This is a genomic window from Paenibacillus suaedae, assembly GCF_032337355.1.
GTDB classification, from domain to species: Bacteria; Bacillota; Bacilli; order Paenibacillales; family Paenibacillaceae; genus Paenibacillus_B; species Paenibacillus_B suaedae.
The window spans coordinates 75,419-98,743 of record NZ_JAVYAA010000009.1 but is presented as its reverse complement, the minus strand read 5'-3'; the positions used below and the strand labels follow the sequence as shown (position 1 = coordinate 98,743).

Annotated in this window: 20 protein-coding genes; all 20 read left to right on the top strand. The window is 43.5% G+C overall.

All coding sequences use genetic code 11. The features are described 5' to 3' along the window. The first annotated feature begins 68 nt into the window (after positions 1 to 68). The 20 genes from flgK to argJ all read left to right on the top strand — a co-directional run bounded on the left by flgK (position 69) and on the right by argJ (position 23,265). The gene (gene flgK, locus RQP50_RS26675) at positions 69 to 1,634 is read left to right on the top strand and encodes a flagellar hook-associated protein FlgK (RefSeq protein ID WP_315747240.1); all 1,566 of its coding nucleotides are present in this window, start codon (positions 69 to 71) and stop codon (positions 1,632 to 1,634) included. Between the two features lie 14 nt (positions 1,635 to 1,648). Next, a complete protein-coding gene (gene flgL, locus RQP50_RS26670) occupies positions 1,649 to 2,542 on the top strand; it encodes a flagellar hook-associated protein FlgL (protein WP_315747239.1) in 894 nt (297 codons plus the stop codon). Between the two features lie 12 nt (positions 2,543 to 2,554). Continuing rightward, positions 2,555 to 3,127, top strand: a complete 573-nt coding sequence (locus tag RQP50_RS26665) for a DUF6470 family protein (protein WP_021258861.1) — start codon at positions 2,555 to 2,557, stop codon at positions 3,125 to 3,127. Positions 3,128 to 3,197: 70 nt separating this feature from the next. Then, entirely contained in the window at positions 3,198 to 3,620 is a 423-nt protein-coding gene (gene fliW, locus RQP50_RS26660; protein WP_315747238.1) for a flagellar assembly protein FliW, read from the top strand. 1 nt (position 3,621) lies between these two features. After that, positions 3,622 to 3,861 (top strand): carbon storage regulator CsrA, encoded by a 240-nt coding sequence (gene csrA, locus RQP50_RS26655; RefSeq protein ID WP_021258859.1) that lies wholly within the window; start codon positions 3,622 to 3,624, stop codon positions 3,859 to 3,861. Positions 3,862 to 4,029: 168 nt separating this feature from the next. Continuing rightward, positions 4,030 to 4,857, top strand: a complete 828-nt coding sequence (locus tag RQP50_RS26650; protein ID WP_044353817.1) for a flagellin N-terminal helical domain-containing protein — start codon at positions 4,030 to 4,032, stop codon at positions 4,855 to 4,857. A gap of 77 nt (positions 4,858 to 4,934) precedes the next feature. Continuing rightward, positions 4,935 to 5,276: a flagellar protein FlaG gene (locus RQP50_RS26645; protein WP_315747237.1), complete on the top strand. Its 342-nt coding sequence runs from the start codon at positions 4,935 to 4,937 to the stop codon at positions 5,274 to 5,276. 21 nt (positions 5,277 to 5,297) lie between these two features. Then, complete coding sequence (gene fliD, locus RQP50_RS26640; RefSeq protein WP_315747236.1) at positions 5,298 to 6,758, top strand: flagellar filament capping protein FliD; 1,461 nt, start codon at positions 5,298 to 5,300, stop codon at positions 6,756 to 6,758. A gap of 39 nt (positions 6,759 to 6,797) precedes the next feature. Continuing rightward, positions 6,798 to 7,187, top strand: a complete 390-nt coding sequence (gene fliS, locus RQP50_RS26635) for a flagellar export chaperone FliS (RefSeq protein WP_315747235.1) — start codon at positions 6,798 to 6,800, stop codon at positions 7,185 to 7,187. A gap of 2 nt (positions 7,188 to 7,189) precedes the next feature. Further along, on the top strand, positions 7,190 to 7,495 hold the full coding sequence (locus RQP50_RS26630) for a hypothetical protein (protein ID WP_315747234.1): 306 nt from the start codon (positions 7,190 to 7,192) through the stop codon (positions 7,493 to 7,495). Positions 7,496 to 7,521: 26 nt separating this feature from the next. Next, positions 7,522 to 10,680 carry an IPT/TIG domain-containing protein gene (locus RQP50_RS26625; RefSeq protein WP_315747287.1) on the top strand — a complete coding sequence of 1,053 codons (3,159 nt, stop codon included), beginning with the start codon at positions 7,522 to 7,524 and terminating at the stop codon, positions 10,678 to 10,680. A 57-nt stretch (positions 10,681 to 10,737) separates the two neighbouring features. Beyond that, positions 10,738 to 11,829, top strand: coding sequence for a tetratricopeptide repeat-containing glycosyltransferase family 2 protein (locus tag RQP50_RS26620; protein ID WP_315747233.1), 1,092 nt, complete (start codon positions 10,738 to 10,740; stop codon positions 11,827 to 11,829). Between the two features lie 11 nt (positions 11,830 to 11,840). Continuing rightward, complete coding sequence (locus tag RQP50_RS26615; RefSeq protein WP_315747232.1) at positions 11,841 to 13,724, top strand: tetratricopeptide repeat-containing glycosyltransferase family 2 protein; 1,884 nt, start codon at positions 11,841 to 11,843, stop codon at positions 13,722 to 13,724. A 161-nt stretch (positions 13,725 to 13,885) separates the two neighbouring features. Continuing rightward, complete coding sequence (locus tag RQP50_RS26610) at positions 13,886 to 14,083, top strand: cold shock domain-containing protein (RefSeq protein WP_021257113.1); 198 nt, start codon at positions 13,886 to 13,888, stop codon at positions 14,081 to 14,083. Positions 14,084 to 14,335: 252 nt separating this feature from the next. Next, positions 14,336 to 14,887, top strand: a complete 552-nt coding sequence (hpf, locus tag RQP50_RS26605; protein WP_315747231.1) for a ribosome hibernation-promoting factor, HPF/YfiA family — start codon at positions 14,336 to 14,338, stop codon at positions 14,885 to 14,887. Between the two features lie 411 nt (positions 14,888 to 15,298). Then, positions 15,299 to 17,809, top strand: coding sequence for a preprotein translocase subunit SecA (gene secA / locus RQP50_RS26600; RefSeq protein WP_072729038.1), 2,511 nt, complete (start codon positions 15,299 to 15,301; stop codon positions 17,807 to 17,809). A 222-nt stretch (positions 17,810 to 18,031) separates the two neighbouring features. Then, positions 18,032 to 19,148, top strand: a protein-coding gene (gene prfB, locus RQP50_RS26595) for a peptide chain release factor 2 (RefSeq protein ID WP_139295337.1) whose coding sequence is annotated in 2 segments (ribosomal slippage) — positions 18,032 to 18,103 and positions 18,105 to 19,148 — 1,116 coding nt in all. Because the reading frame shifts where the segments join, the coding sequence is not laid out codon by codon here. Positions 19,149 to 19,486: 338 nt separating this feature from the next. Then, complete coding sequence (locus RQP50_RS26590) at positions 19,487 to 20,404, top strand: YitT family protein (protein ID WP_021257108.1); 918 nt, start codon at positions 19,487 to 19,489, stop codon at positions 20,402 to 20,404. A gap of 472 nt (positions 20,405 to 20,876) precedes the next feature. Continuing rightward, a complete protein-coding gene (argC, locus tag RQP50_RS26585) occupies positions 20,877 to 21,938 on the top strand; it encodes an N-acetyl-gamma-glutamyl-phosphate reductase (RefSeq protein ID WP_174807486.1) in 1,062 nt (353 codons plus the stop codon). A gap of 79 nt (positions 21,939 to 22,017) precedes the next feature. Beyond that, entirely contained in the window at positions 22,018 to 23,265 is a 1,248-nt protein-coding gene (gene argJ / locus RQP50_RS26580) for a bifunctional glutamate N-acetyltransferase/amino-acid acetyltransferase ArgJ (RefSeq protein ID WP_315747230.1), read from the top strand. Positions 23,266 to 23,325: the final 60 nt, after the last annotated feature.

Below are 23,325 nucleotides of genomic sequence, written 5' to 3'. Positions count from 1 at the left end.
CTTTACCTATTTAGATAACAGATAGAAAGCTGAAGTGCGAAGCTACGGAGAAAGTGAGGAAGCGAGCGATGCGTTCGACTTTTCATACATTAGAAATTGGTAAACGGGGCATTATGGCCCACCAGACGTCCATCAGCACAACAGGTCACAATATTACGAATGCGAATACGCCTGGCTATTCGCGTCAAGTCGCAAGGTTGACGGCTGCACGTCCGATTGATTATCCGGGCATGTACAACTCGTCTAGAAACCCGAATCAATTGGGTATGGGGGTTGAGGTAGACAGTATTCGCCGAGTACGCGATTTCTTGCTGGATATTGAATATCGCAATCAGAATACGGTTCATTCCACATGGAAGGTGAAACAGGAGACGCTTGGGAATATTGAGGGTGTATTCAACGAACCTTCTGATAATAGCTTGGCAAAGAGTGTATCTGAGTTCTGGAATGCTTGGCAGCTGTTAAGCAAAAATCCAGGCAATTCTGATCTGTCTGCCCGTACAGTTGTACAGCAGAAAGCAGTTGCACTGACGGAAACATTCAATCATATTTCCAATCAATTGAATGTACTTGAGAATAACTTGACTGAGCGAATCAACGTTAAGATTGGCGAAGCCAACAACTATATAACTCAAATTTCAGACCTGACGCAGATGATTAAGCGCATTGAAGGTCTTGGCGACAATGCCAACGATTTGCGGGACAAGCGGGATTTGCTGGTCGATCAGCTCTCCGGACTTGGCAACGTGAATGTTGTTGAAGGGGAAGAAACGTATCAAGTAACCTTTGGCGGCACACTTGTCATTGATAATATGGCGATGACGCAAATTACGGACGGCGACATTGGTGCATTAACAGATGGTGAGATTAAAGGCTACGTGGAATCGAGAGATATTCATGTTGCCGAATATAAACGTCAATTGGACATCATCGCGAATACGATTGCGAATGGGCCAGTTGAGGTTACCATCCCAGCGGGTACGATATTGCCGCCTGGGGTATCTATACCGAATGCAGTTATGGATCCATCCAACCCGCGTAAGCTCATGAACGATGCAAAGTACACGGTGAACGGTCTGAACGGTTTGCACAAGATGGGCTATGCCCTGCAAGAGCCAGCCAAGCAAGGCGGAGACTTCTTTGTATCGCAGAATGGCGGCCCGATCACTGCTAGCAATATGAGGGTAAACGCAGATATATTGAGCGACGTGAAGAACATTGCAGCTTCGATGCGCACAGAAGTACGCCAAGGGCCTAATGGTACAACACAAGAAGTTCCATTGCAGGGGAACGGCGATATGGCTCTGCTTATTGCCAGCTTGGCGGAGAAGGTATATAGCTTCTCACAACCAGGTGCAGTTACGAAATCTGCGACGATTAACAGTTATGTGCAATCGGTCGTGGCGCAGCTCGGTACGGATGCCGATCATGCAACTAAGATGGTAGAGAACAGCTTGCTGCTGGCGGATCATGCAGATAGCTTGCGTCAAGCAGTTAGCAGTGTATCTATGGATGAGGAAATGTCAGACTTAATTAAATTCCAACATGCTTATAGTGCTTCATCCCGCGTTATTACTACGATGGATGAAATGTTGGACAAACTCATCAACGGCACCGGCGTCGTCGGTAGATAAGGAGGAAGAGTAACATGCGTATAACACAATCAATGATGAGCAGCTCCATGATGAAGAATTTGCAAAATAATTTTAAGCGCCTAGATAAATATCAAGAGCAGCTCATGACAAACCGCCGCTTGAACCGTCCTTCCGACGACCCTGTCGGTGTGGCAAGTGCTCTGCATTATCGTGCAGAGATTAGTTCGACGGCACAGTTTGAAGAAAATGTACAAGATGCGGATTCGTTTATGAAGTTCACGGATACAGTATTGAACGAAACTACTCAGATTGTTCAGAAGTTATCCGAACTCGCAGTTCAAGGCGGAACGGATACAGTTCCTAAGGATGCTCGAGAGAATATCGCGCGTGAAGTGGAACAGTTGTACAATCACTTAGTTTCTTTGGGGAATTCCCAATTTAAAGGGAAATATATTTTTAATGGCCAACGTATTGATCAGCAACCATACCCTGCAGATCCTGCAAAACAAACTTATGATTTAGATAATGGTGTTGTTCAATACCAAGTAGGTGCGGGTATTTATGTCGATGTAAATATGTTGGGGGACAAAGTATTTGGGAAATATGGTTCTTCAGATAACATGTTCAAGATCGTTGACGATATGAAACAGGCACTTTTGAATGATAATACTGGCGGAGTCGCAGGAGCGATCCCAAAGCTGCAAGGTATGCTTGAAAAGCTAACCATTGCGCAAGCAGAAGTCGGGGCAAAACAAAACCGATTGGAGTTTACGACGAGTCGGTTAGAAGATTTAAATTTGAACTATATAAGTTTACAAGCTGAGACTGAGGACATAAACATGCCTAAGGTTATTACGGAGTTGAAAACGTCAGAAAGTATATATCAGGCTTCGTTAGATACAATTGCACGTATTTCTCGTCCAAGCTTGCTTGATTTCTTGCGATAGGATGTTGGTGATATGAATATCCCTCGGATACAAATTGATCAACAGTACTCCAAAGTTGGATTGGAACGTGAAGTCGGGAGACTCAATATCGAAACTCCAACCCCAAAGCTAGAGATTTCCCAGCAACAGGTTTCTGTGCAAATGGATCGTAGCGATGGTAAATTAGAGATTGACTCTCGCAAGGCTTGGTCAGCATTGGGGAGTGCGAGGCTTGAGGAAGTTACCGATCGGATCGCGCAGGAATCATTGCAAATATCGATGCAAAACATTGCTAATATATCAAGTGAAGGTGATCGGATGATGGCTTTTCATAACAAGGCCAACGCATTTGCTGAGATTGCGAGAGAACGAATGTTCAGACAATATCCGATCGAAGTTTGCGGATCACCGAGCTATGATAATGTAGATATAGAATATACTCCTGGAAAAGTAGATACGGAATGGAAAAATGGGGGCGTGAAATTCGATTTTATTCGTACTCAACCAAAAGTGGACTACTATCCGGGCAAGGTTAATCCTTATCTCATTCAGAAGAACTATCTTTTCTTTTCTAGTAGCGGTAAACAATTGGATGCAGTAGTATAATGAAGTAGTGAAATAGCTATATAGAACTAAAAGTTCTCTATAGCTATTTTATTTTGGGAGGGATAAAAAGATGGAAGTGAAATCTTCGCGTCTTGGCATACTGCAAGTTTCTGAGGAAGATTTTGTGGGATTTCAGGAAGGGGTTTTGGGTTTCCCTGAATCCAAAACATATGTTTGGCTAAATTCTATGGAGCCTGATCTTCCAATAGAGCTGTTACAGTGTACTAGAGACAGTAATTTGGCATTTATGGTTGTTGATCCATTTGAATTTGCGTCAGAGTATGAATTTGATCTGAGTGAAGAGACAAAACACGCATTAGATATTTCGTCGCAAGAACAAGTGGTTATTCGGGTCATCCTCACTGCTCGACAGAATAGTACCACAATTAATTTAAAGGCACCACTTATTATTAACGTCGTTAATCGTCGCGCTTCTCAAATTATTTTGGATGGTCCTCAATATCAGTTGCAATATCCGATAGGGAGGGGATAGTATGTTAGTGCTGACGAGAGGCAAAGGCCAGAAAATTATGATTGGACAAGACATCGTTCTTACTGTGGTTGAAGTAAATGGTGATCAGGTACGAATAGGTATAGAGGCTCCTTCTGATATTTCTATCTATCGTGAGGAGATATATAAGAGCATTAAAGAACAGAACGAGTTTGCTTCAAAGTCGGAATTAACACTTGATCAGATCGAACTAATTGGAGCGTTGCTGAAGCAAAAAAAATAAGAAAATTTCGATTATTGAAGAAATAGCTATAAACTTCGACTATTCAATGCCGATATATTATATAGCAGGTCATTCGCAATGATTCTAGCGGCCGAAGAATCTAGCATGGCCAGAGGGTGTGAGCAAGGAAGCGAGCACCATTATACGATTCCAGGGAGGAACTTAATTATGCGTATTAACCACAATATCAGTGCTTACAACACACAACGTCAATTGTCTTTCAACAACACACAACAAAGCAAATCTTTGGAGAAATTGTCTTCCGGTTACCGTATTAACCGTGCGGCAGACGATGCAGCAGGTCTTGCAATTTCCGAAAAAATGCGTAACCAAATCCGCGGCTTGGAGCAAGCTAACAAAAATGCTTTGGATGGCATTTCCTTGATCCAAACTGCTGAAGGTGCGTTGAATGAAACTCATGCAATGTTGCAACGTATGGCAGAATTGTACACGCAAGCAGCGAACGAAGTATTGACTACTTCTGATACAGCGAAGATCGACAAAGAGATCGGTCAGTTGACTGCTCAAATCGACTCTATCTCCAGCCAAACGAAGTTCAATACGAAAGATTTGATCAGTAAAGCTGTAGACAAAAAGGCGCTTATCTTCCAAGTTGGTGCAAACAAAGGAGATACAATTACCCTTTCATTGGCATCTGCTGATACAGCTAGCTTGACTATTGATAAACTTAAAGCATTGGATGATGGCAAAAACGCAACTGCAGCTGATAACTTGAAAGCTGTTCAAGGCGCTATTGATGCAGTATCCCAAATTCGTTCCGACCTTGGTGCTGTTCAAAACCGTTTGGAGCACACAATCAACAACTTGGGCACAACTGCTGAAAACTTGCAAGCAGCTGAGTCCCGTATCCGTGATGTTGATATGGCTAAAGAAATGAGCGAGTTCACGAAGAACAACATTCTTCAACAAGCTGCTACAGCTATGTTGGCGCAAGCTAACCAACAACCACAAGGCGTTCTTCAATTGCTTCGTTAATCAATTAATTAGAATGGAACCGGCCGGGCTCACCGGTCGGTTTTTCTTGAATATACGGGTAGAAGGAGTTGTCTATCGTGCGGGTTGAATCGTTCCCAGAACCATTCATAATTTCCCGTGGCGACAATTTGGCTATACTCGAAGATGGATTGAAGAATGCTAAGTCAAGTCACCAAGAGATAGTGCCATCTATCGGAGAGAAACAATTCAACGACATGATTGAACGGAGTAATAAGGCTCTGCGTGGATTAGACACCCATTTAAAATTATCCGTTCATCAGAAAACTCACCAAATCGTCGTTAAGGTAATGAATACTGAAACGAATGAGATTGTTAAGGAAATCCCGCCTGAAAAACTGATAGACCTTATGTATAATCTCTGTGAGCAATTGGGTCTATTTGTAGATGAAAAGGCATGAGCAGAATGTGAGGTGGAAAATATGGCAACACCGATCCGTTTTGGAGGAATAGCCTCAGGTATGGACACGGATAAAATGATTAAAGACCTGATGAAAGTGGAACGTATGCCGGTTGATAAGATCAAGCAGCAGAAACAGACAGTCATGTGGAAGCGCGATGAGTATCGAACCATGAATAGTACGTTGACATCTATTCGAAGCATAGTAGACAAAATGAGGTTTGCAACTTCCTTCAATAAGCAAAATGCTGTAAGCAGCAATAACGGGGTAGTAACGGCAACATCTTCAGCCAGTGCTGTAAGCGGCAGTTATTCGATTAGAGTCGATAAATTAGCCTCGTCAGCAGTACTCATCGGAGCTAAAAATCCAATCGATGTGAGGGATAAAATATCTTTCAATGGGGATTTTGAAGTAAATGGTGTAAATATTCATGTGGATAGTGATGACACTTATGAATCCGTCATGAAGAAAATAAGCAACTCCAAGGCAGGAGCGACGATAAGTTACGATAGTATCAATAAAAGCTTTATGATGTCTTCAACGTCTACTGGCTCTTCTGCAAAAATTGAAATAAAAGATCCCAATGGCGACTTTGCGAAAATATTTAACATAACTTCTACTTCGGCACAAGGCACTAATGCGGAAGTTGTACTGAATGGAAAGAAAATGGAGTTAGAAAATAACTCGTTTGAGTTTAACGGGGTAAAGTTTGATCTGAAGGGTGTATCTACATCGGATGTTTCCGTAACAGCAACACGTGACACTGGCGATATTGTATCTCAAATAAAAGAGTTTGTGAAACAATATAATGATTTAGTCGATAAAGTAAATCAGAGTACATCTGCAAGACCGAACAGAAACTATCGGCCGTTGACTGAGGAAGAAAGAGAAGGTATGACGGAAAAGCAGATCGACTTGTGGGAATCCAAGGCTAAAGTAGGTCTGTTGTATCGTGATGATATTTTACAGGAAACAGTAAGCACCTTGCGCCGATCATTAGTTGATAACGTTAAGGGGCTAGGAGAGCCGAATTCACTCTCAGACATCGGAATAACTTTTAAAGGTTATTTAAAAGGTATGACCGGAGAACTAGGAAAGTTAGAAATTGATGAGCAAAAACTACAAGATGCAGTAAATAAAAATCCTGATGCAGTTATGCAAATGTTTACAAAAACAAGTAATCTTGATCAGAAGGATCCGAACTATAAATCCGAGACAGGATATGCAGATCGACTGTATACCGATTTGACAAATCAAATTAACAAGATTATCAAGAGAATAGGTTCAGGGAAAGTATCCGATGCTGTTGATAATAGCCAATATGGTAGAGATATTGATGAAATGAACAAGAGAATGCAAACGCTTGAGAGCCGTGTAGCATTGGTGGAAAAAAGGTATTATAAGCAATTTACGGCAATGGAAAAGGCGTTGCAAAAATTGAATAGTCAAGGTTCGTGGCTTTCTCAGCAATTAGGGCAATAAAAAAGTCATTTTCAACGATCAACTTAAGGAGATGTTTAAATGATCGCATCGAATTACAAACAACAATATTTGAAGACAAAAGTAGAAACAGCGAGTCCCGGTGATTTAACACTCCTACTATACGAAGAGTTGCATCGCAAATTGAACATGGCGAAAATGTATTTTGAAAAAGAAGAAATGAATGAAATGATGAATTATATTCATGGCTCAAGAGAGATTCTTACAGAATTGATCGCAACACTAAATTTTGAGTATGATATTGCTCGTCAATTGTATTCACTTTATCATTATTATTTACGTAAATTGAACGAGTTTGCTATTTCAAAACGCGTTTCTGATTTGAATGAAATCCTGGAGTTTGCTAAGGATTACTCAGACACATGGCGCCAAGCGCTTCAGCTTGTGAAGAGTAACAAGGTGAACGGATGAACGTGACAGATGCTTTAAATCGTATAAGCGAAATATACCAAGTAATCACTAGCTCACAAAATTACAAATTGTATTTTGATAATGAAGATGAGTTAGATGGCCTATTTGCTATTCTTGCAAGTAACACAGAAAATGATTATTCGAATCAGGAGAAGATGTTACTTCGTGAAGTATACGATTTGAATGGTCAAGTAGAAAAAATATTATCGGCTAAAAAGAATCAATCTGAAATGTTTCAAAGAAAGTCTCAATCATTATACGATTCTCCTGCCATTCAGGAATCGTATTTTTTTGATAAAAAAAAGTAACTCAAGGAGGCAGTACGTTGAAACGAGTGAATCGTATTGCGGTGTTAATGCTCACCTTTTTAATCGCTATTAGCGGAATCAATATTCCCTATGCATCGGCGGCAACGGATTATGTTACCGCAAATAAACTTGTTAACCCAGCAAGCATTCTAGTGGGGGAAGAAACAGAAGTAACATTGAATATTGAAGGTACACCACCTGTTAACGTCGTTAAACCCAATGATGTAATTTTAGTAATCGATAGATCCGGCAGTATGGGAACAGACAAAATGAGAGATGCCAAAGAGTCTGCTAAAGGATTTATCGACCTGATGGATTTTACGAAGCATCGGGTAGGCATTGTAGACTATAGCTCGGATATTAAAAACTTTGATCTCACAACAGACAAAGCAGCAGCAAAAAGTTATATCGATAAAATAACGGCCAATGGCGGAACAGCTACAGCAGATGCGATTGGTAAAGCGCAAGAGCTTCTAGCTAATCACCGTCCTGAAGCGCAGCCAGTAATCGTATTGCTAACGGATGGCGCGGCTACAGTTGGTGGAGATGGGTTAAATGCTTTTGACTATGCGTTGAAGAAGGCTCTTGAAGCGAAGGATGCGGGAATCGTATTCTATACGATCGCATTGCTTAACGCAGGCGAAAACCCAGAAAGCAGCGAACCTAATAAGTTGATGAAAAATATGGCGACTACAGCTCGCCATCACCATTTTGTATTGGGTTCCGTAGGGTTAAATGAGATTTATGGAGCAATTGTTAAAGAAATTGGTTTGACGAGTGCCTATGACGTAACAGTAACGGATGAAGTGTCTGATCAATTTGAGATTGTTCCTAACTCTTATGATCATAATATTCCGAAACCAGTCGTAACAGGCAATACGTTGACTTGGAAATTCCTTGAGCTTAAAAAGGATACGCTTACTTTTACGTATAAAGTTCGTCACAAATCTGATGGGAAAAATGGGAAAATTCCAGTATCGACGACGAAATCTATCATAACTTATAAGGATTATACTGGAGTAGAGAGATCATATCGTATCCCTTCAGCTAGCGTGGAAGTCAAATATCCTGCACCAGTAATTACTTCAGTTACTCCTGATAAAGGAAACGTAACAGGTGGAGAGTCGGTCACCATTAAAGGTGAGAATTTCCGCCCTAATCCTACGGTTACTTTTGGAAGCGCTTATGCAAAAAATGTAACTTATGTAAACGATAAAGAAATTACAGTAGAGACACCTGCTGGTTCACAAGGGAAGGTATCAGTTAAAGTCACGAATGACGATAACCAATTTGCCCTAGCGGACTTCAATTATTATGCTAATCCTGAAATAACGAGTGTAACTCCATCAAATGGACCAATGGGTGGAGGAACTACAATTAAAATTTATGGTAAATATTTCCTGAAAGGCGTTAAAGTGAAATTTGGAGAAAATTATTCTCCTAATGTTTCTTATAATAATGATGTTTCTCTTAGTGTAGATTTACCAGCAGCTGATAAGCCAGGCCCTGTAGATGTAGTGATCGAGAATCCAGATGGAACAACTGCTACATCTAAAGGCGGGTTTACATATAACGAGCCTCCAAAAATGGAATTGATTTCCATTACCCCGACAGAGGGGGTTACAACTGGTGGCGAAACAATTACTTTAGCAGGTAAAGAGTTCCAAAAAGGAGCCGAAGTATTTTTTAATGACGTAAAGATACCGACTGTATCGTTTATATCATCTGAAAAATTATCAATTAAGACTCCGGTATGGGCTGATGCTGCTACTGTAGATGTAAAAGTAGTAAATCCAGACGGAAAGCCTGCTACTCTTACGCAGGCGTTTAAATATGTTACGCCGCCACCACCGCCAGCACCTACAATTAAATCGATCTCCCCTAATTCCGGGAGAATGGATGTCAGTACGATGATTTATATTGATGGGTCTGATTTTGTTAAAGGTGCCAAAGTTATTTTCGGTGAGTCTGATGCGTTAAGTGCAGACTTTATAGATTCGACACGCATGCGCATACGTACACCGTTATGGGATAAAGCTGAAACAGTGGACATCAAAGTAATAAATCCAGACGGTCAGAAAAGCGAATTAGGGAAAGAATTCACATTCTTGCCAATACCTGAGAAGCAACCGCCTGCAATAAAAAGCGTGATACCGTCCAACGGGCCGATGGCGGGTGGAACAATGATTTATGTGGATGGAGCGGAATTCCAAAAAGGTGCAAAATTATACCTGATTAAAGGTGCTACAGAAGTTGAGTTGGAACCCGAATTTATTAACGCTACAAGATTAAGATTACGCACGCCGGCTACGACGGAATCAGGCCCAGTGGATATCAAGGTGGTAAATCCGGATAATAAATCGGTAGTCTTCCAATCAGGGTTTACTTATGATGCACCTCCGGTATTCCCTGACCCTGTCATTACCTCTGTTTCGCCTAATTCAGGGAATAAAAAGGGCGGCAATATTATTGATATTATAGGTACTGATTTCCAAAAGGGAGCTACTGTGACGATCGATACGACAACAGTAAGTCTATATGCTTATATCGATTCAACACGTGTACGTGTTAAGGTTCCTGCTGCAAACCCAGGTAGTGTTGATGTTACTTTGACTAATCCCGACGGTAAATCCTCAAAGATGGCTAACGGGTATACGTATGAAGAGTCTAAACCAGAAATTACAAGCATCACTCCAAATAAAGGGCCGTTTAATGGTGGAACACTAGTATACGTTGACGGGATATACTTGGAACCAAGTATAGTAGTTACGTTTAATGGTAATGTTATAGACTATGAATTTATCAATAGCACTAGAATTCGTTTCAGAACTCCGCCTGCCCAAAAACCAGGGCCAGTCGATATTGTACTTACACATCCAAGCGGGGCGTCAGTAACTGCACAGTTTACTTATGATGAACCTCCGGTAGTTCCGGCACCAAAGATTTCTGTGTTATTACCTGCAAGTGGATCAGTGAATGGTGGTACAATGGTCTATGTTGACGGGGCTAATTATCAGAAGGGGGCCACTGTCACATTTGATGGCGTAAGTTATGCGGCAGAATTTATTAATAGCACGCGAGTACGCCTAAGATCGCCGCAAGCTGCTGCTCCTGGTATTGTTGAAGTTAAAGTCATCAACCCGGACGGCAAAGAAAGTAATGGAATGAATTTCGAGTATAAATAAAAAAGTGGGGAGGAGTCCTGCGGGACCCCTCCTCTTTTTTAGGAGGATGAAATAGAAGTGAGTCTTCCAATAAGTATATGCATATTGGCGAAAGATGAGGATGAGTTAATTGTAGAATGTATCGAATCCGTCTCGCGATTTGTCAGGGAGATTATTGTTCTAGATACAGGTTCAAGTGATGGAACTATAGAATTAGCTACAAGGGCTGGGGCATCTGTATTCCAATATGAATGGGAAGGGGATTTCAGTAAAGCTAGGAATCATCTTATTTCTTTAGCCTCAGAACCCTATATTTTCATGTTAGATGCAGATGAGAGATTCACTGGTGGAAAAGAGGAACTAGAAAATACAATTAAAAAGCTTACCGGAGTCGGTCAAGTCAAAATTGTAAACTATATTTCCAACGAAGAACAAAGTGAAACTTACATATCTCGCATATTCAAAAATAAACAAGGATATTATTACGATGGGGTAATACACGAACAACTGATGTTAAATGGAATGACAATTACTCCTCAGAAGACAAGAGTTTCCATAAACCATTTGGGTTACCAAAAAGAAATTGTTAGCGGAAAACGGAAACTCGAAAGAAATATTGCATTGCTAAAAAAGCAACTTGCAGTGCAACCTCACAATCCATATGTACTGTTCCAATTAGGGAGAACCTTCTATGTTCAGGGAGATTACACTCAAGCAGTAACTTCGTTCATAGAAGCCAACCGTTATATTGAAAGTTCAAGTGAAGTGCCTACTTATTATCCAAGTTTAGTAATACAGTTGGCCTACAGTCTAATGAAGTTAAAGCAGTGGGATCAGCTGAAAAAATTATTTTTATTTGGTATTGAAAAATATCCTGAATATACCGATTTATACTTTATGTATGGCGTTTCTATTATTGAATCTAAAAATGTATCTGAATTTTCTCTTATCCCGCAATTATTCACTACTTGTTTGGAGCTAGGAGAACCTGATTCAGCTCGTTATGAAACGGTTCTGGGAGTAGGAAGCTTCAAAGCGTTATTTAATCTGGGACTATTCTATGAAATTATTGGGGACTCAGCAAAATCTTTTGCCTATTATCAAGAAAGTGCTGAAATGGGCTTCGATCCTGCACAGAAAAGAATAGATCAACTGCAATTAACAATGTAAGGAGCAGGAATATGCGATATCAAACTATTTCATTATGTATGATCGTTAAAAACGAAGAACATGTACTTTCTCGGTGTCTTGAAAGTGTTAAAGGTATTGTGGATGAAGTAATTATTGTTGACACTGGTTCCACGGATCGAACGGTTGAAATTGCTGAGCAACACGATGCGCGTGTTTATTCTTATAAGTGGGAAAATGATTTTGCTGCTGCACGTAACTATGCATTGGAGTATGCAACTTGCGACTACATTTTATCATTAGATGCAGATGAATGGTTAGACAACGACAGCAAAGCATTGCTCCTTGAGCCGCTTGAGGAAGACTATTATTTCCTTCGAATTAGAAATATTATTCGAGCTGGTGTCGTGGAGACTCATTCATTTATACGTCTATATAAGCGGGCAGTTGGATTTGAGTACGAAGGTGCGCTTCATGAACAGATCGATATCGGAAAAGTTGTTGGAGCGAAAGGTGAGCACTTGCCTGTATATATTAATCATGACGGATATACAAAGATAAATATTGAGAAAAAAGAAAAGCATATGCGAAATATGGGGATTTTGGAGAAGGAGGTAAAGCGGGATCCTTCTGCATTCAATTATTTTAACTTGGGAACTCAATACAAATTAGTTGGTCAATTGGATAAAGCAATAGAGGCCTATAAAATAGCCTATTCTTCAGGCGCTAATTTTGTGTTTTCACATAAATTAATCATTAATTTAGTACAGTGCTTGACTATACAGAAGAGATACAATGATGCTATTCAAATAATAAATGACTCTATTGCCCTACATCCAGAATACACAGACTTCAGATTTTATCAGGGCAGTATATATTATGAAATGAAGTATTTTAAAGATGCAGAGCGAAGCTTTCTTACATGTTTGGAGTTAGGGGAAGTTCAAAATCATCTCTTCACTTCCGTAGAAGGTGTAGGCTCGTATATGGCCCATGCTTATTTGGCGCAAATTTATCTGGAATTGGGTGAAAAAGAAAAGGCGCAACAACATATTGTGGATAGTATAAAATTAAACCCGATTCATGTGGCTTCTTTAAAAATATGGTTGGATATGTTTCTTATGTCCGAGCCTAACGATATGCTTCGTCAGCTGTTGGCAGTCTATACAACTTCCGAACAAGCAAACGTTCTGTTGTTAGCATTATATCAGCTAAGAAATCCGCTTTTTGTGGAATATATAAATCATGTTGACAGTGAATTAGACTGTGAAGTTAAGGCATGGAAGCTGCAAGTAAATGGTGATTTAGATGAGGCTAAAAAAATATGGCTACATACAGAAAACATATCTGCTACTAGCTTCCGTGATGTTTTGTATTTAGCTGTGGTTACAAGAGATGAATTGTTTTACAGAAATTTCGAAAAAAACTTCAATTTACGACAGAAGGACAATTCATTTTTCCGTAAAGTAATCAATGGAGAGGATTGTTCCAAACTCGATATAAATGAAGAAGTCAGAGTATGTTTTAGTGACTTGTGTTACGATCTGTTGATGCTTCGCAATTTCGATGCCATTGAGGGATTAATCGATAACGTAAAAATTCCGATGCTTAGATTTGAACTGGCCTCTCAGCTCCATAAGTTTCAATTTACAGAGTTGGCGCTTAATGTGCTGTGTGAGCCAGAAAAGTCAGTGGATCAGGCTGCGGTTTTCTCGCTAGCTGCAGATTTATTGAACGAGTTAGGGGACTACGGGGATAGCTATCATTATTTAATTCAGGCAATTCAAAAAAAAGGAAATTATGAATATTATTTAAAACTTTATTTGTTGGCAAAGAAAGTCGGAGATCGCGAGAACATTAAATACGCGGTCGGCAATCTGTGCTCTTTCATGCCCAAATCCCCATGGGCACACAAAGAATCATCTCTTTCTTTATAGAAGCATACGTGACCACAAAAAAAGTAGCAAAATTATAAGTAGAAAAAGTAATAAGAAAAATATCCCTTTCCTCGTTGACAACGCTTCCATCCGGTGATATAGTCAAACTTGTGGAGGGTAAAAACTCCACGGCATTTGAAGATGAAGGGAATGTTATCGACATGCAAGGTAAAGTAAAATGGTTCAACGCTGAAAAAGGTTATGGCTTCATCGAAACTGCAGAAGGCAACGACGTATTCGTACACTTCTCCGCTATCCAAACTGACGGTTTCAAGACTTTGGAAGAAGGTCAATCCGTAGAATTCGATATCGTGGAAGGCGCTCGCGGTCCACAAGCGGCTAACGTAATCAAACTGTAATCATACCGACGTGAGTCGAATTATATATGATTCCGATTAGCTACACACCCCTGGCTTGATGCCAGGGGTTTTTAGTTTTTCTTGAACTATCCCGGAGTTCTGATTCCAGCTCATCGACAAACATGTAAGCCGTTTTATAACCTGAGGATAAGGGTAAATAAAGATACGGAATTGTAAACGGATTGTAACCGTTTTTTTGATTCCTCCATCATAGCTATGGTATAATAAAGGTATCCAAAGGAGGAGTGCTATATGGAATATAAAGTTCGAGGTCAGAACATTGAAGTCACAGACGCACTGCTTGACTATGTCGAGAAGAAATTGAGCCGACTGGAACGGTATTTTGAAACTCCCCCTGCTTCAGGCGCTAACGTTACACTCAGCGTCATTAAGGATGTACACAGTATTGAAGTAACAATTCCATTAACGGGTTTGCTGCTGCGGGCCGAACATCGAAGCAAGGACATGTATGCATCGATCGATGGCGTCGTAGACAAGTTGGAACGGCAGATCCGCAAGCATAAAACGAAAGCCAACCGCAAGTTCCGTCAGGTTGGTGCGGCGGCAGAGCAGCTGTTCCGTGAACAGTCTACAGCAGCACCAGTTGCGGTGGAGGAAGAGGATGAGCTGGAAGTCGTACGGACGAAGCGATTCACACTGAAGCCGATGGACGTAGAAGAAGCAATCCTGCAGATGAATATGATTGGCCATAACTTCTTCGTATTCTCGAATGCGGAGAGCAAGGAAGTCAATGTTGTATATCGCCGTGATGACGGCCGTTACGGATTGATTGAACAAGGCTAAGAACGGGCACATTGAGTTCTCAGCTGCCATGTAGGGCAGAGAGCTCACCCGATTACCAAAAAAGGACTGAGCCTATTTCCACAACGGAATGGGCTCTTTTCACGTATATATAATAGTACGAGTTTTCAGAAGGTGCGATTTGTACCTCATTTTCAAATACCTTCTATTAATATAGTGTAAATTTTCTTTTTGTTGCTGGAAGCAGGATAGCCCACGGTATGCCGCTACATTCGTGTGAAAATGTGATGAAAGATCGCCGAAAACATGCCCAGCGGCGGTTGCGGGACCCTGTTGAAACTGTTACAATTTATTGCAAAACGAGTCGATGTTACCGTTCTTGTGTAGAAGCTTGAATGAAGGATAGAGAACGGCCATAAAATCACGATCGGATTTGCGTGAAAGGGGTTAAGCATGCTAGGACTTGTAAAGAAAATATTCGGCGATGCCAACGAACGCGAAGTTAAGCGGCTCTTGAAGACGGTTGAGGTTATTAACGGTCTGGAACCCGAATTCGAGAAATTATCCGATGAACAATTACAATCGAAGACGGTGGAATTCCGTGAGCGTCTTGCAAAGGGCGACACATTGGATCAGCTCTTGCCAGAAGCATTTGCTACAGTGCGTGAAGCTGCAAAGCGTACGCTGGGCATGCGTCATTATGATGTACAGCTGCTCGGTGGTATGGTGCTTCATGAAGGCAAGATCGCTGAGATGAAGACAGGGGAAGGTAAGACACTCGTCGGAACACTTCCTGTATATTTGAATGCGTTGGAAGGGAAAGGCGTTCACGTCGTTACCGTCAACGATTACTTGGCATCCCGCGACAGCGAGATTATGGCTCAAGTATACAATTTCCTGGGGATGACAGTTGGTTTGAACCTCTCTGGTATGGACCACAACATGAAGCAGGAAGCATATGCGTGCGATATTACGTATGGTACGAACAACGAGTATGGGTTCGACTATCTGCGTGACAACATGGTGCTTTATAAAGAGCAAATGGTTCAGCGTCCACTGAATTTCGCAATCATTGATGAAGTGGACTCCATCCTCGTTGACGAAGCGCGTACGCCGCTTATCATTTCTGGACAAGCTGCTAAGTCGACAGAGCTGTACTTCGTTGCAGACCGGTTCGTTAGCCGCTTGAAAGGTGAAGAGGACTACACGATTGATGTGAAGACGCGTCAAGTTGCACTTACAGAAGCAGGTGTGGCTAAGGCGGAGAAAGCACTCGGCGTGGAGAACCTGTTCGATGTGAAGAACGTAACATTGAATCACCATATCCAACAAGCGTTGAAGGCTCACGCGATTATGCGTCTGGATGTTGACTATGTCGTAAATGACGGCGAGATTGTTATTGTCGACGAATTCACAGGCCGTATGATGGCTGGCCGTCGCTATAGCGACGGCTTGCACCAAGCAATCGAGGCGAAAGAAGGCCTTGAGGTGCAAAATGAGAGCATGACGCTCGCAACAATTACATTCCAGAACTACTTCCGTATGTATCGCAAGCTTGCCGGTATGACGGGTACTGCGAAGACAGAGGAAGAAGAATTTAAGAGCATTTACGGCTTGGAAGTTATCCAAGTGCCGACGAATAAGCCGAACCAACGTAAAGACATTCCGGATGTCGTCTATAAGTCGGAAAATGCGAAATATAACGCGGTTGTAGAGGAAATCGTGAAGCGCCACAAAAATGGCCAGCCAGTCTTGGTTGGTACGGTGTCGATCGAGAACTCGGAGCGCTTGTCTGACATGCTCCGCCGCAAGGGTGTGAAGCACCAAGTCTTGAATGCGAAGTACCATGCGGAGGAAGCGAATATCATTTCTAGCGCAGGTCAACCGAACCAAGTAACTATCGCCACGAACATGGCGGGTCGCGGTACGGACATTATCTTGGGTGAAGGCGTACAGGAAACAGGCGGCTTGCACATTATCGGTACGGAGCGCCATGAGAGCCGTCGTATCGATAACCAGCTTCGTGGACGTGCTGGACGTCAGGGCGATCCAGGTTCCTCGCAGTTCTATCTGTCCTTGGAAGACGAATTGATGCGTCGTTTCGGTGCGGATAACGTGCTTGGCATGATGGAGCGTCTTGGATTTGAAGAGGATCAGCCTATCGAGTCCAAGCTGATTACGCGTGCTGTGGAATCTGCACAGAAGCGAGTAGAAGGCAACAACTTCGACTTGCGTAAAGTCGTCCTTCAGTATGATGACGTTATGAACCAACAGCGAGGTATCATCTACAAGCAGCGCTTTGAAGTGCTTGATTCCGAGAATATCCGCCAAATCGTGTTGGATATGATCAAGCCATGCATCGAGCGCGTCGTAGATGCGCACTGTAATGAAGATGATATCCCAGAGAACTGGGATCTGGACGAAGTCGTGAACTACATGCATCGTCAAATGCTTGACGAGGGTACAATTACGAAGGATGACCTGTGGGGCAAGGAAAAAGAAGAAATTACGGAATTCCTGTTCAGCAAGGTTATGGAGAAATATACAGAACGCGAAGAGCGCATCGGGCCAGAACTTGTGCGTGAATTTGAGAAGGTTGTCGTGCTTCGTGCCGTAGACTCCAAGTGGATGGATCATATCGATGCGATGGATCATCTGCGTCAAGGGATTCACCTTCGTGCGTACGGCGGTACGGATCCGCTGCGTGAATACCAATTCGAGGGCTACGAAATGTTCAACAGCATGGTAGCTTCTATCCAAGAAGAAGTGTCCACATACATTATGAAGGCTCAAGTAGAGCAGAATGTAGAACGTCAAGCTGTCATAGAAGAGAGCAAGATGTCTACGAATGCAGAACCTGCTGAGAAGCGTCCTGTTGTAAAGGGCGAAGTGGTTGGCCGCAACGACCAGTGCCCTTGCGGAAGCGGCAAGAAATATAAGCAATGTCACGGTAAGCAAGACTAATTGGCTGAACGAGTTTTATGCCGATTATAGTCATGAATACTCTTGCATCGGATATACACCGCTGCATAGACAGTAATAAACAGCATATTCATGGTGGATAGAGGCCAATGCGCAGCTCTCCACATGATAGACCCGAACGGGCGGCCGTATAGCCGCCCGTTGTTCGGGAGAAGGAAGCGACACTGCTCCCTTCCTAACCAATTTTGCCGAGGTGGTATTATGATGATCGACGCAAGTGTACGTCACAATATGCGCAGCATCGCAGCTAAACTTACAAACCTTAGGGGGTCTCTTTGACTTCGATCTGAAGCAAGAGATGATTGCCAACTTCGAGGAGAAGATGGCTGCACCGGACTTCTGGGATGACAATGACAAAGCGCAAGGACTTATCTCCGAGATGAATGCAATCAAGAGCATTGTTGACCAGTATGGGAAGCTGAAGCAGGATTATGACGACAATGAAATGATGCTCGAGCTGGCAGAGGAAGAAGACGATGAATCACTAGCTGAGGAACTGACAGCGAATGTTGAACAACTCTTGGCTAGTATTGAGAATTTCGAGCTTCAGCTTCTGCTGAGCGAGCCTTATGATAAAATGAACGCCATTTTGGAGCTGCATCCAGGTGCAGGCGGTACCGAGTCTCAAGACTGGGGCCAAATGCTTCTGCGCATGTATACACGCTGGGCAGAGAAGCGCGGCTTCAAGGTCGAAGTACTGGATTATCTGCCAGGCGACGAAGCAGGCATTAAGAGCGTGACGCTGCTTGTTAAAGGATATAACGCTTACGGTTATTTGAAGACGGAGAAGGGTGTGCATCGTCTCGTTCGTATCTCGCCATTTGATTCCTCTGGCCGCAGACATACTTCATTTGTATCCTGCGACGTCGTGCCTGAGATTACAGACGACGCGGAAATTGAAATCCGTACAGAGGATTTGAAAGTTGATACCTACCGTGCGAGCGGTGCGGGTGGTCAGCACATCAATACGACGGATTCTGCTGTTCGGATTACCCATATTCCAACGGGCATCGTCGTGACATGTCAGACGGAGCGTTCGCAGATCAAGAACCGTGAGCGTGCCATGACTCATCTTCGTTCCAAGTTGTATGAGCGCAAGATTGAGGAACAACAGAAGCAGTTAGCAGAAATCCGTGGTGATCAGATGGAAATCGCATGGGGAAGCCAAATTCGCTCCTATGTATTCCATCCGTACAGCATGGTCAAGGACCACCGGACGCAGGTGGAAACCGGAAATGTCGGCGCCGTGATGGACGGCGACTTGGATACGTTTATTGACGCGTACTTGAGAACCTTAATTCAACCATCATCTGAAGCATAAATATGTTGGTACCGACTGCGAAAACCTGCGCCGATCTTTGATCGGGGCAGGTTTTTTGTTGTGCTTGAATGCTTTACCATGCTAGAGAGTGCACATAATAAGATAGGTTCATGGCACAGGATTCAGATTTCTTGCCAAGTAATGCGACACCGTGGAGTTCCGGGATACTGTGAAGTAGTGTGACTCCGCTAAGTACTACGGCACTGCCAAGTATTGAAACAACGCCAAATGGTTCAACGCCGGCAAAACGGAAGCACTGCTAAGAATTGTGGACACCACCGAGTACCACGTTACCATACGCTGCAATACCATACTGTGTATTATGAAGGAGAGACATTATGCCCCATACATCGGATTCATCTATTTCTCAATCGAGGAAACCTCGGCGTAACAACAATGGCTTACTGCTTCCATATGATCATCCCATGCGGGCAGTAATGGATTACGCCCTGCTTTTCCTTGGAGCCTTTATTATGGCGCTTACGTTCAATACATTAATGCTGCCGAACAAGATCGCTTCAGGGGGCATTTCGGGTCTATCCATCTTGCTGGAGAGTCAATTTGGGTGGAACCCTGCAATTACGCAGTATGCATTCAATATACCGCTCTTCATTTTAGGGGTATGCTTGCTAGGCAAGCAGTTCGGGATTCGGACACTTGTAGGTTCCGTTTCCTTGCCGACCTTTATCTATCTCACACAACATTTAGGGCCTGCTACGGATAATCCGCTGCTTGCGGCTATTTTCGGTGGAATAGGGATTGGCTTGGGTCTAGGTATCGTATTCCGCGGTCGTGGCTCTACCGGAGGCAATGCCATTACGGCACAGTTGCTGAGTACTTTCGGTAAAATCAATATTGCACTGTCCGTCGCGATTTGTGACGGGGTTATCATTTTGCTTGCCGGATTCATGCTTTCCTTTGAAAACGCCATGTATGCACTCATCGCTTTGTTCGTCACGAGCAAGACGATCGATGTGGTCCAGGTAGGCTTGGGTTATACGAAGGTTGCATTCATTATTAGTGATGAAGCCGATAAAATTACGGATACGATTCTGCATGATCTCGATCGCGGATTGACGAAGCTGCAGGGCGAAGGCGGCTACACGGGCGAAGGACGCACTGTGCTCATGGTCGTCGTCGGTCAGAGCGAAGTATATAAGCTGAAGGCGATCGTCCGCTCTGTGGATCCGCAGGCATTTGTCATTATTAGTGATACGAATGAGGTATTAGGCGAGGGATTCAAGGTGCAAGCGTAAAAAGAGCAAGAAGAGCAAGTCACACTTATGCCTAATAAGGCCTACAAGATATTCATTCGTTGCATAAGCTCTTCGATTTTATTCATAAAACGCAGTTCTACTCTGCATATCATGCCCCGCATGTATGTAGAGGGGGCTGCGTTTTTTTGATTTGCGTTCAAGTTATCCTCATTGTAAAGTCAGATCATTTATCTCCGCTATCCCTATGTAGCATGGGTTTTTGGGCGATATCTCCCCTTAGTATCATGATCCACCCTTTTATCTTTTTCGTAAAGAAAATGAAATTTCATGGAAAAGTCATTGTATTTATATAAATACGGTCGTATAATGATACATATTATTCATGAGGAATCATTTTCCTATACGTGTCAGTTATTTCAGGGCAGTAGCAATACCTCAGAGTTTATACCGATCACAACGAAGCATACGTTCAGGAGCTTATACGAGAGTAGTGAGGAATGGAGAGAGTGGAATGAATCAAGAGAAGCATGTACGAGTAGCCATTGTTGGTTCCACTGGCTACGGCGGTGTCGAACTTATCCGGCTGTTATTGAATCATCCGAATGTCACGATCACATCAGTCATTTCAGCATCGAGCGCAGGAGCACCCATTGCAGACGGATATCCGCATTTGCATGAAGTGATGTGCGATACGTTGGACGGGGTGGATGTGGAAGAGATGCGAAGGAAGGCAGACGTTGTGTTTACAGCAACTCCTTCCGGCGTGAGCGGACAGCTGGTGCCGAAGCTGCTGGAGGCAGGACTCGCTGTTATCGATTTGTCCGGGGACTTCCGCATTAAGGATGGCGAGCTTTATACGACATGGTATAAGCACGCTGCTCCACCGGAAGAGTGGCTAGCGGAAGCCAAGTACGGCTTGTGTGAGTTGTACCCAGAACGTGGATATGCAGAAGGGCGTAAGTTCATTTCCAATCCAGGCTGCTACCCAACGGCAACGCTGCTCGGACTCATTCCAGCACTGCAAGCAGGATGGATTCAACCTGACAGTCTCATTATTGACGCGAAATCCGGCGTATCCGGAGCTGGTCGAGGCGTAAACTTAGGCGTTCATTATGCGGAGATTAATGAAAACTTCAAGGCCTACAAAGTTAACAAGCATCAGCATATCCCGGAAATCGAGCAGGTTCTTAGCGAGGTTGCACAGCAGCCAGTAACGGTGACGTTCACCACGCACTTGGCGCCGATGACTCGGGGCATTATGTGCACAATGTATGCGACGCTTGCAGGGACATATATCGAAGAGGACTTTATATCCCTCTATCAAGAGTATTATGCAGGACGGAGATTCGTTCGCATTCGTCCACAAGGACAGTGGCCGGCAACGAAGGAAGTGTTCGGATCGAACTTTTGTGATATCGGTTTTGCCGTAGATCGGAGAACAAAGCGGGTAACGATTATTTCCGTTATCGACAATGTCGTCAAGGGCGCGGCAGGCCAAGCGATACAGAATTTGAATCATATGATGGGATGGGGCGAGGCGACGGGGTTGATGCTCACACCAGTGTACCCATAACGTGAACATAAATACGGATAGCATGAAGCTATCCAATGAAAAAGATGTACGACTTTGATAAAGAAGAAGGTTGATAGGGATGCAAACGCAAGCTCTGAGCACAGAGACGCAATTATTTAACATTATCGATGGATCAGTTACAACACCTCATGGATTTCTGGCCAGCGGGCTGTATTGCGGCTTGAAGAAATCCGAACGCAATGATTTGGGAGCTATCGTATGCGATGTGCCTGCTACAGCAGCTGCTGTGTACACAACGAACGTATTCCAAGCGGCGCCGCTTGCCGTAACGCGTGCTAGTTTGAAGGAAGAGGGCAAGCTGCAAGCCATTATTGTGAACAGTGGAAATGCCAATGCATGCACAGGCAAGCAAGGGGAAGCGGATGCTTACCGGATGCGCAGTGCATTTGCAGAGCAGCTTGGCATTGCACCGCATTACGTGGCTGTTGCATCCACAGGCGTCATCGGCGAGCCGCTGAAGATGGATTGCGTGGAGAGAGGGATCGTGGAGCTTCCTACGAAGTTGACTGAGCTTGGAGAAGGTGCGGAGCAGTTCTCACAAGCGATTTTGACAACAGATCTGGTGAAGAAGGAAGCATGTGCGGTCGTTATGGTCGATGGCAAGCAAGTTACGGTTGCGGGGTGCGCCAAGGGCTCGGGAATGATTCATCCGAACATGGCTACGATGCTTGGGTTCGTAACGACCGATGCATCAATCGGTCAAGAGGCACTGGCAGGTTTACTTCGTTCCACAACGAACAAGACATTCAATATGATAACGGTGGATGGAGATACGAGCACGAACGATATGCTTATCGCACTGGCGAGCGGCATGGCAGGCAATGAACCTCTCCATGAGCAGCATGAAGCATGGCAAGCGTTCGCAGCAGCATTCCACTATGTGTGTGAACAGCTGGCTAAAGCAATCGCTCGCGATGGAGAAGGAGCGACGAAGCTGATTGAGGTGCGTGTCACTGGAGCTGTATCAGATGAGGCGGCATCTGCGATTGCCAAGTCGATTGTTGGATCAAGTCTTGTGAAATCAGCTGTATTTGGTGCAGATGCGAACTGGGGCCGGGTTATAGCAGCTGTGGGTTATGCGGGGCAGCCGGTTAATCCCGATACGGTGGATATTCATATGGGGCCAATCACTGTGCTTCAGCAGTCAACACCGGTTGCATTTGATGAAGAGGCGGCGCTTGCCTATTTGAAGGGAGATACAGTCATCTTCCACGTTGATTTACATATGGGAGCTGGCGAATCCAAGGCATGGGGTTGTGACTTAACTTATGATTACGTGCGCATCAATGCGGCGTACCGAACATAGAGCGAGGCAAATGGAGGTCGTGATCTGTTGCAGTAACTGGACTGCAGTGACATAGCAACA

Bases quoted from the DNA above. Each gene is read 5' to 3' on its own strand.
- fliS (WP_315747235.1), top strand. From the start codon at position 6,798: ATGATCGCATCGAATTACAAACAACAATATTTGAAGACAAAAGTAGAA.
- RQP50_RS26610 (WP_021257113.1), top strand. From the start codon at position 13,886: ATGCAAGGTAAAGTAAAATGGTTCAACGCTGAAAAAGGTTATGGCTTC.
- RQP50_RS26590 (WP_021257108.1), top strand. From the start codon at position 19,487: ATGCCCCATACATCGGATTCATCTATTTCTCAATCGAGGAAACCTCGG.
- RQP50_RS26665 (WP_021258861.1), top strand. From the start codon at position 2,555: ATGAATATCCCTCGGATACAAATTGATCAACAGTACTCCAAAGTTGGA.
- fliD (WP_315747236.1), top strand. From the start codon at position 5,298: ATGGCAACACCGATCCGTTTTGGAGGAATAGCCTCAGGTATGGACACG.
- argC (WP_174807486.1), top strand. From the start codon at position 20,877: ATGAATCAAGAGAAGCATGTACGAGTAGCCATTGTTGGTTCCACTGGC.
- argJ (WP_315747230.1), top strand. From the start codon at position 22,018: ATGCAAACGCAAGCTCTGAGCACAGAGACGCAATTATTTAACATTATC.
- hpf (WP_315747231.1), top strand. From the start codon at position 14,336: ATGGAATATAAAGTTCGAGGTCAGAACATTGAAGTCACAGACGCACTG.
- RQP50_RS26615 (WP_315747232.1), top strand. From the start codon at position 11,841: ATGCGATATCAAACTATTTCATTATGTATGATCGTTAAAAACGAAGAA.
- secA (WP_072729038.1), top strand. From the start codon at position 15,299: ATGCTAGGACTTGTAAAGAAAATATTCGGCGATGCCAACGAACGCGAA.
- fliW (WP_315747238.1), top strand. From the start codon at position 3,198: ATGGAAGTGAAATCTTCGCGTCTTGGCATACTGCAAGTTTCTGAGGAA.
- flgL (WP_315747239.1), top strand. From the start codon at position 1,649: ATGCGTATAACACAATCAATGATGAGCAGCTCCATGATGAAGAATTTG.
- flgK (WP_315747240.1), top strand. From the start codon at position 69: ATGCGTTCGACTTTTCATACATTAGAAATTGGTAAACGGGGCATTATG.
- csrA (WP_021258859.1), top strand. From the start codon at position 3,622: ATGTTAGTGCTGACGAGAGGCAAAGGCCAGAAAATTATGATTGGACAA.
- RQP50_RS26650 (WP_044353817.1), top strand. From the start codon at position 4,030: ATGCGTATTAACCACAATATCAGTGCTTACAACACACAACGTCAATTG.